Here is a 9,425-nt window from a genome sequence, read left to right as displayed (position 1 = left end):
GGAAATACCATTTCAGTTTCGGAGTTAAAGAATACTTCAGTGCCATCGCTAAGCAACATGGAGTATTCTCCACCACGGGGTACGTTAATGGTGTTATAGGATAAGGTATTTTTAGCCGACTCAGCTCCTTTGTAGGATATCCGGTCGTTGGCATCTTTACTGATGACCTGCCCGTCTTCTTTACTGATGGTAAAACTCTCCATCTTCTGAAGGTCTATTTTTTCACCATCAGAAAGTGTCAGGTAGGCTTTAGGTGAACCCGGTTGGGCAATCTGGTCCAGGGTCAGAACAGGCTGCTCATAGTTGGTCATCCAAATGGCAACTGTACTAATCAGTGCCAACACAACAATGGCAGCAGCGGCCGTCCACACCTGTAGTATCCGCTTTTTACCTTTGTCTAATTGCTTTTCGAGTTTTTGCCACGATTTGTTGGCATTGTATTTATCAGCAAATGCGAGTTCCCTGCTTTCGCGATAGATGGATATAAAATCAGCTGCATACTTCCGGTTGGATTCACTGGCTGCTATCCATTTTTGTAGTTGTTCAGCTTCAGCCGGCTTAATAATACCCTGACAGTAACTACTAAGTAAGGCTTCTATATCTTGGGTTTCATGATTCATATCACTCCATTTTATACCTAAGATACGAGGAACTTAAAAATGGGTGAAAAGAAAACTAAGTTTTTAGCAAATAGTGGAAAATAATCTCAATGAAGGTCTAAAACATTAAGAATATAATGATGTCCATTGAATGGCGCAATTGTTTTAATGCTCTTGAAAACTGTGTTTTAACAGTGTTAAACGAGATATCCAATTCTTCGGCTACTTCTTTATATTTTAAGCCATGAAAAACAATTCGGGTAAGTACTTCACGACTTTTCTCAGGGAGCTTATCCAGCTCTTTCCTGAGCTTCTCCTTTCGTTCTTCAACAAGACTATTATCTCGTTTTTCTTCTATCATCCGATCAACATAATCTTCAAACTCATCCATAAAGACAGTCTTTCGTTGCTCGAGTCGCCTTAATGATTTATTTCTAACGGTCATATATAGGTACGACTTTAAAGATGAGCTAACCGAATTGTAATGCTTCTTCTCCCAGAACTGAACAAATGTTTCCTGCACCACATCCTCGGCTTCGTCAAAGTCATCTAAAAAACGTAAAGCAAATACACAAAGACTTTGGTGATATAGCTCAAACAGGCTTTTAAGTCCGTAACGATTGCCAGACTTAAGCAGTGACAGGATATTTTGCTCTGATTGTTGCATAACAAAGGCGAAAATAAGGAAAAGCCCATTTGTTACAAAATGACTTTTGGCTTAAGCTAGCTGATATCGAAAAGAAGGATGCGATCTTTATTTGCATCTTGATAATAAAGATCGCATCCGTATAACTTATACTACTGACCAATGACGAAGTACTGCTGGGTATAAAAAAGCCCCACTCCGAAGAGTGAGGCCATAAAAATACACATACCCATTAATAACTGGTATTTCAAATCAAACTTTTACTCGAAGAACATTGGGTCAACTTCTTCAAACGAATAACTGGTAAATTCTCGTTTTTGACCATTTATCATCGCTCTAACTGGTTGGTAAAAACCATTAACTTGTTTATACTCATCAATTGCTACTTTTATTTCCATGCTACCACCCCCATTAAATACAGTTGAAATAATTTTAGCATCGATCTTGTCAACTAAGTAAGTCTCTTTATTAATACTGATGTCACAATTTTCTTTACCATTAGAGGCATGTACCACATAATAATCGCCGTCTTTGCTTTTTAGCTCAAGTTTCCATTCATCCTTTACTATCGTGTACAACTCAAATCCAGACACCTCGTATCTCCATGATGAATTTTGATTTCCTTCTTTAAAATTCTTCTTGCTAATAGTTGGTTTATCATAGTCCTTACCCATCAACAATTCAATGTTTGGCGTTTTTTGCCAAGTCATTGCAGTAATAATTTTGCCATCATGAATTTTAGCATCCATATTCATACCGAACATCGCAAACTTAGTGCTAAAAGTTACTCTAAGCATTTTTTCATTGAATGATTTAGTATCTACTTTCGCTAAAGACTTAGCTACTATCTCATCAACTTCAGTAGATGAATTTAAGTATGTATCAATAATCTGAGACGATTGCTCTTCCTTAATTGGCTTCGGCATTTCATCATTAATCAAGTTACCTGCTTTGTCAAATAATAAGAAGCGAGGGATAGAGTTAATGTTGTAGTATTTTGCAAATTCATTTCTAAATGCACCTGGTGCATATAAAACATATCCATGCAAATCCTCTTCTTTCACCGCTTTTAACCACGCATCTTTTGTTTGATCAAGTGATACGGATAAAAATACAATATCTTTACCTTCATATTTCTTTTCCAAACTTTTAAGGAAAGGTATCTGACCACGACATGGCATACACCAGCTAGCCCAGCAATCCACATAAACAAGCTTATCGGCAAAATCCGTTAAACGATATTTTTTACCGTCTTTATCTTCAAATTCGAAATTGAATCCTTTTACCGTAGATTCCTGCTTTTCAATCACTTTACCTTTCTCTGCTTCATATTTGGCAATTAAATGTGCTATATCTTCTTTTGGTAATTCATTGATCACCTGCTCAACCAAATACTGGTTTTTAGCACCATTTAATGGCAATTCCGTGCTTAAAAATTTTGTTAACAAAACATTTTTAAGCTCTTGTGATTTAACGTTATCAATTACATTCTCAACATACAATGTATTGTAAACAACACTGTTTAAAGTTTCATACTCCACCTTTGTCTTTTTCAACTGGGTTGCAGCTTTAAGAAAGCAAACTCTTTCTGCGTAGTTATCTACGAAAGGCAACAACATGAAATACTTATTGTAGTCATAATTAGCCAATTCGCTCAACTCTGTTTTTAGCTCTGCATAAGATTTATCTCTTAATTGAGACATTTTTAACATGGCATTGTACATCGCATCAAAATACTGCTTGTAATCTTTGCTTATTTTGCGGAATGCTTTATTGTTTTTCTTAAGCATAGCAGAATGTTCATCAACTATCTTTACAATAGTTTGCGGATACATAACCAAGTTTTTCTCCCAACCTTTGCCATAAATATCGATACCTACGCCATCAAGTTTAGCGATCAACTCCTTATAAGCATCAGTAATTGGCTGTCCTTTCATTTTGCCATTAATAAACTGATCCCTCAATGACTTAATTTCAATTTCTAAATTCAAACTTTCACCCTTAGTCACGTATAACAACTGAAGATCATTCTGACCAAATAAATCAAAGCCGACAAATTGATCCTGGTCAAGTGCTATTGAACCACTAAACTCACCTGTTTCTTCATTGACTGTAAATACACTATCTATTCCGTTAAAAGTCACTTTGATAAGATCTGATTTTAGCTCACCTAAGTACTTACCTTTAATCGTTGTTATTTCTGTTGTTTGGCTTTCTTTTGACTTATTAGCAAAACACGACACCAGTAATAGCATTATAATGCTAATACTTAAAAAAACTTTCTTCATTTGTTAGTAAATTTTAAAGATTCTTGTTGATTTTCTTCACATTAGATGGGATAGGCATATAGTATTCATCATCAGCTGTATCTAAGGTATATGTTACGCCATTGAGCTCATGAGTAATCACTTTCTTTATCTTTAATCGCTTGATATCTAACCATCGTAAGCCTTTGAAGCGTAATTCTAAACGCCTCTCTTTTAAAATATCAGCCAACAATAATTCTTCATTAGTTTCGTCAGTGCTAACAAAATCCTCATAACGATTTTTCTTTAACTCATTGATCCATTTATTAGCCTTATCCACACTTTTATCTTGTGCTCTAAGATTGGCTTCGGCGGCCATTAAGTATAACTCAGGTACAGAAATACCAGCAGTGTTATCATATAGATATGTAGAACGAGGTCCGGCACTCATATCCATTGGATTATTGTGATTTACATTTGTTGTAAAATATCTGAAACGTAAATCTTTTGCCTGATCAAATAATGCTAGCAAGTCTTCTGTCAATTCAAATGTATTAGGCAACATCCCATTAGCTCTATACCATAAAATATGTGGGTGAGTGTGAGGTTGACCAAAATTAACAGGATAACCGATCACCATAAGATCAAGAAACCATGATGGAGCTAACGTATTGTAATCAAGCAGTGCACTCTCAATTCCCAAAGCCTTTTCAGCATATATTTTGACCTTACCATAGTCTTGCATCATTAAATACATACGTGCCATCGCACCGTAAACATTGACTTTTGAAGGTCTATGTACATAATCTTCTTTGTCAGCAAGGCCATCGATTGATTCAATAAAATCTTTCTCTATTTGCTTATAAACCTCGGCTACGGTTGATTTTGGATGTCTAGTGTTTACATCAGAGTCAATTGGCATTGGTATAGCCAAATCCGTTGCTGCATTTTCTGAATAGAAAGGGGCATAGGTATTGACTAAAAGTAAATAAGTAAACGCCCGATTAGCCTTAGCATAAGCCATTACACGCTCTTTTGTAAATACCTGATCAGCATCCTCTTCAGCATCTTCTATATTTTCAACCACCCAGTTACAGGTATAAATGCTTTTAAACATTTTATTCCAGAGTTCATCATTTTGCGATTCAGTATATATTTCATCGCTCCATTGGAATTTTCTTGCACGAGCCTCAGTATATTCTGGTTGCTGCCATTCTGCAATCGCACAGTCATCATCAAAAAAGGCATTATCATTTGTTCCCTGAGCTACTTCATTACCATTATTTCCAACAGCATCGTCCATCATAAATCCCATGTCGTCAACAGACTTTGGTATTACTTTCCCACGTGGCGATTCATCTAAAAAATCCGAGCAACTTGTTAACGCTGCTACTATTAATAAGTATAATATCTTCTTCATCATTTCTCAAATTAAAAAGTAATGTTTAAGCTAGTTACAAACTTCTTTGCGATGGGGTAATTATACACACCTCCTTCATAACCTCGTGACAAATAATCACTATCTAAACCTTGCTTATTTGCAGCCCAGTACCATAAGTTTTCTGCACTGAATGACAAAGTTGCTGCCCTCAATTTTAATGGTTTTAATACCTTATTGATATTATACGATAAGCGAACTGATTTTAACCGAATAATATCACCTTTATCTAACTGTTCCGTGCTATAATTATAAGCATCTTCACGAGCTGTTGTATTTAAGTTATCCGCGATTAAGCCCGGAACCGCCTTATCGTCTTCATCACCTTCTTTTGTCCAACGGTTATCCAAACCTTCCCATTCGTGAATATTGCTATCAAAACTGTCATTTAACACATTTGGCATTCTTATCTTATGACCAAATTTGTATGTAAATAAGATATTTAGAGATAAATCCTTGTACGCCAAATTACTACTTATACTACCAAATATTGTTGGGTCGAAACTACCTAAATACGCGTAATCTTCATCTTCAAAACTACTTAATTCAGTATAAGACAATACGTCGTTGCTTCCCTCCTTTTTAATCATTGGATTACCTAAATTATCCAAGCCTCCATAGTTGATTGCCCATGCTGCATTTACAGGCTGCCCGGCCACAGGTCGGTCAAATTTCATGTCCATCAGCGTAGGAACATAATTTACATTGGTAACTTCGTTCTTATTAGTTGAGAAGTTTACTCCTAAATTCCATTTAACATCCGTGTTTAACACCAATGCATTCATGTTTACATCCAATCCTGTGTTAGAAATATCTGCAGCATTTAACATCAATGTGCTCCATCCGGATGTTGGATCAACACTTACATATGACAATACATCACTACTTTTCTTCGTGTAAAATTCGACATCAGCGCTAAATCGACTGAATAAACTAAAGCTCACACCTGCATTTAACACGTTTGTTTTTTCCCAACCATATTGTTTGTTTTCCGGATTTAATAATGATAACCTAAACAACTCATCATACATCCATAATCTACCAATTTCACCTGTTAACTCAGGACTAACATTCTTCGCAATTAATCCACTAACACCGTATGATAGTTTGGCAGATAAATAGTCGAAAGAAGTACTATTGAAAAACTCTTCCTTATCAATATTCCATTTAGTTCCAACAGACCAGGTTGGATTATCACGATACTTTTTAGCTTTTACTAATAAGTTTGTTTGATCCAATCGGGCGCTTACAAAAAAGTTATATTTCTCCTTATAATTGATATTAGCTGTTGAGAAATATGAAATATATCTATCTAACTCATTTGTTACTGATGGATAAGTCTCATTCAAAACTAAAGGTGATATAGGAAAACCATCATAAATAGAGAAACCACCCTTACTAATGGTATTATAATCTACATATGTCAGTGCATTAGTATCCTCATTATATCCAATAAAATTATTGTATATCAATTCAGAATCATAGGCATTGTATTCTATACCTATTAAAGCATTTATACGAAAATCTCCAAAAGACTTCAGATAATTCAGTTTATTTCTGAAAATGTATGAGCGTGCATTCGTTACATTTCTTTTTAACAGACCGCCTGTTTTACCAAAAATCCAACCATTTTTATCATCAAGAGCAACTGGTTGACCAGCCTGATCAACAGTTACTTGTGTATGTGTATTGAAAAAGTTCCTGGTTGTATAATGGTGTTTCGACGAATATCGATCCAACTGATTATCTATCAACTCATAACTAAAATTAGTTGAAAACTTTAATCCATCAATAATCTTATAATTTAATGCAGCATTTATACCTAAAGTTTTACTTACCATCTCATTATCATTCACCTTTCTCTGGCGCAACGGATTGTAAGTCCAATCCAATAGGCCTAACTCCTGATAATCATCGTAATACTCTTTATGCACTACATTTGAATACAATACATACTCACCATCCTGATCTAAAATTGCTTCATAAGGTCGCATCAACGGATTTTCACCGTTTTGCTTTTCCTTTTCATATGAAAACTTCAAATTTAAATTTAGGTCAAGCTTATCGTTTAAACGTATATCCAGATTGTTAAGAATATTGAACTTATCAGCTTCATCACCTATTAACTCCCCCTTTGTATCAAAGTAATTTAGCGATAGATAATTTTTAATGTTCTTACTACCGGAATTGATTGCAATATTGTGCTGCTGTATTAAGCGATTCTGATAAAAGTTATCCTCAATTTGTTTCCAGTTATTCACTTTCTTCAAAGCTGTTAGATTTGCTCTATAATCATCTTCGGAGTCGTTAATATGATCTTGATAAATATAACTTACGGGAGACAGAGCTGATCTATAATCATCTACAAAGAACAGTTCATTAAAAGCCCATTCCAAATCTACATAATCTGCTGAGTTTAAATAGTGCATATTATCAAGGTTGCGCTTTTCTTCCAATGAAACAGTACCGTTGTATGTCACCTGCGTTTTACCATCAAACTGACCTCGTTTAGTGGTAATTACAATTACACCATTTGAAGATCGCACTCCCCAAATAGAGGCACTTGCAGCATCTTTTAATACGGTAATTTGCTTGATATCATTGGGATTAATATCTGATAAACTCATTTGTGTAGGTATACCATCAATTACAATCAGTGGCGATGTTTCACCTTCTATAGTATTTATACCACGAATAAAAATCTCATTATCAGAATTAATGTAAACACCCGGAGCTACACCTTGAAGCTTTTGAGCAACATTGTCGCTAAAAATAGCATCTAAATCTTCTTCATTAATGATCTGAAATGACCCTGTGGCACGACCTTGTTTTACTGTTTGAAGCCCTGTCACAACAACTTCATCCAGATTTTCTATATCAGAAACCAACACGATGTTAATAACAGTTCTTCCATCGACAGCTATCGTTTGTGTCTTAAACCCTAAACTTGATACCTCTAATACTAATCCCTCCTCATCAGGCGCATCCAAAGTATAGCTACCATCAACAGCAGAAGTACAACCGGTAGTAGTACCTTTAAAGCAGACAGCTGCGAAGGGAAGAGGTTCTCCTTTTTCATCTTTAACGGTTCCGGTGATGGTGATTTTCTTCTCAGGTTGTTGAATAACTTCCTTATGAGCATTACTGATTGGCTTCTTTTTAATCACAACAATATTATCATCCAGGAAAAAGTTTAGATCAGTGTTTTCAAGGCAAGTATTTAATATATCTACAATACTCGATTCTTCGGTACTGAAACCTTCTACCTCAATCCCTTCAATATGTGACTCGCTATACACAAATGTATATGAGGTTTTTTGTTTTAAAGATCTAAAAACTTCCTTTAAGCTTCCCTTTTCAATTTTTAAAGAAAGGTTCTTTTCCTGACTATGAATCTCGGCTGTAATACTAAGCATTACAGCAAAGAGTAGAATACTTGTTATTTTCATAACACGTAAAGTTTTCGTAAAGGTACTGCCATGACAATACCTGAATAAACATTTTTTTTCCATAATTTTGAATTGCATTAATATTCGCGCATAACAGTTGTGCGCATTTATTTAATTTATGGGGATGTGGGCGCATCCCCATTTTTTATTTAACTAATATTGTACGATTATTAATTTCAAATTTCACATCACCTGTTCCTTCCATTAATTGCAGTACCTCATTGATGTGTTGATAACGAGGTACATCAACTGAAAAACGTTTCAACCTGACTTCTGTATTGAAATAAAATATATCTACATCATACCACCTTGATAAATCCTCCATGATCCTTTTTAAATCTTGATTATCAAAATAAAAACGGCCATTCTTCCAGGCTGTAACCGCTTCGATATCTGCCACCTGACTCTCCAGTTTGGTATCATTATGAGCAATTAGTGCTTCGTATCCTGGTTTTAAACGAATAGTTTCTCCTTTGGTGTTTGATACCTCAACACTACCTTCAATTAATGTGGATACAGTACTGAGCTCATCATCATATGACCTGATATTAAATTCAGTACCAAGCACTTTTAGTTCTGATGATTGACTTTTTACAATAAATGGCACCTCTGTATTCTCAGCTACATCAAAGTACAATTCTCCACTTACAATAACTCTTCTTTCCTTTGGAGAAAACTTAGAGGGAAACTCCAGTTTGGAATCTGCATTTAGCCAGACCCGGGTTCCGTCCGATAAAGTCAGCTGGTATTCCATCCCCTTGGTAGTTACTATTTTATTCATCTTATTATCTAATCCAGTGGTCAGATAGCTATCATCAATATACAAGGTGTTACTATCGCGATGGATCAATAATTCATTTTCAGACCTGATCAGACTTGACGTATCCTGCTTTAGATTGATTAGTTGACCGTCTGATAAATATATAATGGCACTCTTTTCTCCAATTTCAACCTCTGTTTGCTGACTTACTTCAATATTTTTGACATCCATCTGTCTGTATATGATCAACGTAACCAATAAAGGCAGGAGAATGGTAGCTGCATATA

General features: G+C 35.3%; 6 protein-coding genes. All 6 read right to left on the bottom strand.

The features are described from left to right. Positions 1-620 (bottom strand): hypothetical protein (locus tag AC4MRQ_RS23370; RefSeq protein WP_491200145.1); only part of this gene is annotated, 620 nt, incomplete at its 3' end. 97 nt (positions 621-717) lie between these two features. After that, complete coding sequence (locus AC4MRQ_RS23365; RefSeq protein ID WP_491200144.1) at positions 718-1,266, bottom strand: RNA polymerase sigma factor; 549 nt, start codon at positions 1,264-1,266, stop codon at positions 718-720. Between the two features lie 239 nt (positions 1,267-1,505). Next, positions 1,506-3,533: a thioredoxin-like domain-containing protein gene (locus AC4MRQ_RS23360; RefSeq protein ID WP_491200143.1), complete on the bottom strand. Its 2,028-nt coding sequence runs from the start codon at positions 3,531-3,533 to the stop codon at positions 1,506-1,508. A 13-nt stretch (positions 3,534-3,546) separates the two neighbouring features. After that, the gene (locus tag AC4MRQ_RS23355; protein WP_491200142.1) at positions 3,547-4,911 is read right to left on the bottom strand and encodes a RagB/SusD family nutrient uptake outer membrane protein; all 1,365 of its coding nucleotides are present in this window, start codon (positions 4,909-4,911) and stop codon (positions 3,547-3,549) included. Positions 4,912-4,922: 11 nt separating this feature from the next. Then, positions 4,923-8,378 carry a SusC/RagA family TonB-linked outer membrane protein gene (locus AC4MRQ_RS23350; protein WP_491200141.1) on the bottom strand — a complete coding sequence of 1,152 codons (3,456 nt, stop codon included), beginning with the start codon at positions 8,376-8,378 and terminating at the stop codon, positions 4,923-4,925. Positions 8,379-8,523: 145 nt separating this feature from the next. Next, a partial coding sequence (locus tag AC4MRQ_RS23345; RefSeq protein ID WP_491200140.1) for a FecR family protein occupies positions 8,524-9,425 on the bottom strand: 902 nt, incomplete at its 5' end.

This window comes from Carboxylicivirga sp., from assembly GCF_982718395.1.
Note: the sequence above shows the minus strand (reverse complement) of the source record. Positions and strands in the feature narration are given on the sequence as shown.

Coding starts and splice junctions, on each gene's coding strand:
- AC4MRQ_RS23365 (WP_491200144.1), bottom strand. CDS start 1,266: ATGCAACAATCAGAGCAAAATATCCTGTCACTGCTTAAGTCTGGCAAT.
- AC4MRQ_RS23360 (WP_491200143.1), bottom strand. CDS start 3,533: ATGAAGAAAGTTTTTTTAAGTATTAGCATTATAATGCTATTACTGGTG.
- AC4MRQ_RS23355 (WP_491200142.1), bottom strand. CDS start 4,911: ATGAAGAAGATATTATACTTATTAATAGTAGCAGCGTTAACAAGTTGC.
- AC4MRQ_RS23350 (WP_491200141.1), bottom strand. CDS start 8,378: ATGAAAATAACAAGTATTCTACTCTTTGCTGTAATGCTTAGTATTACA.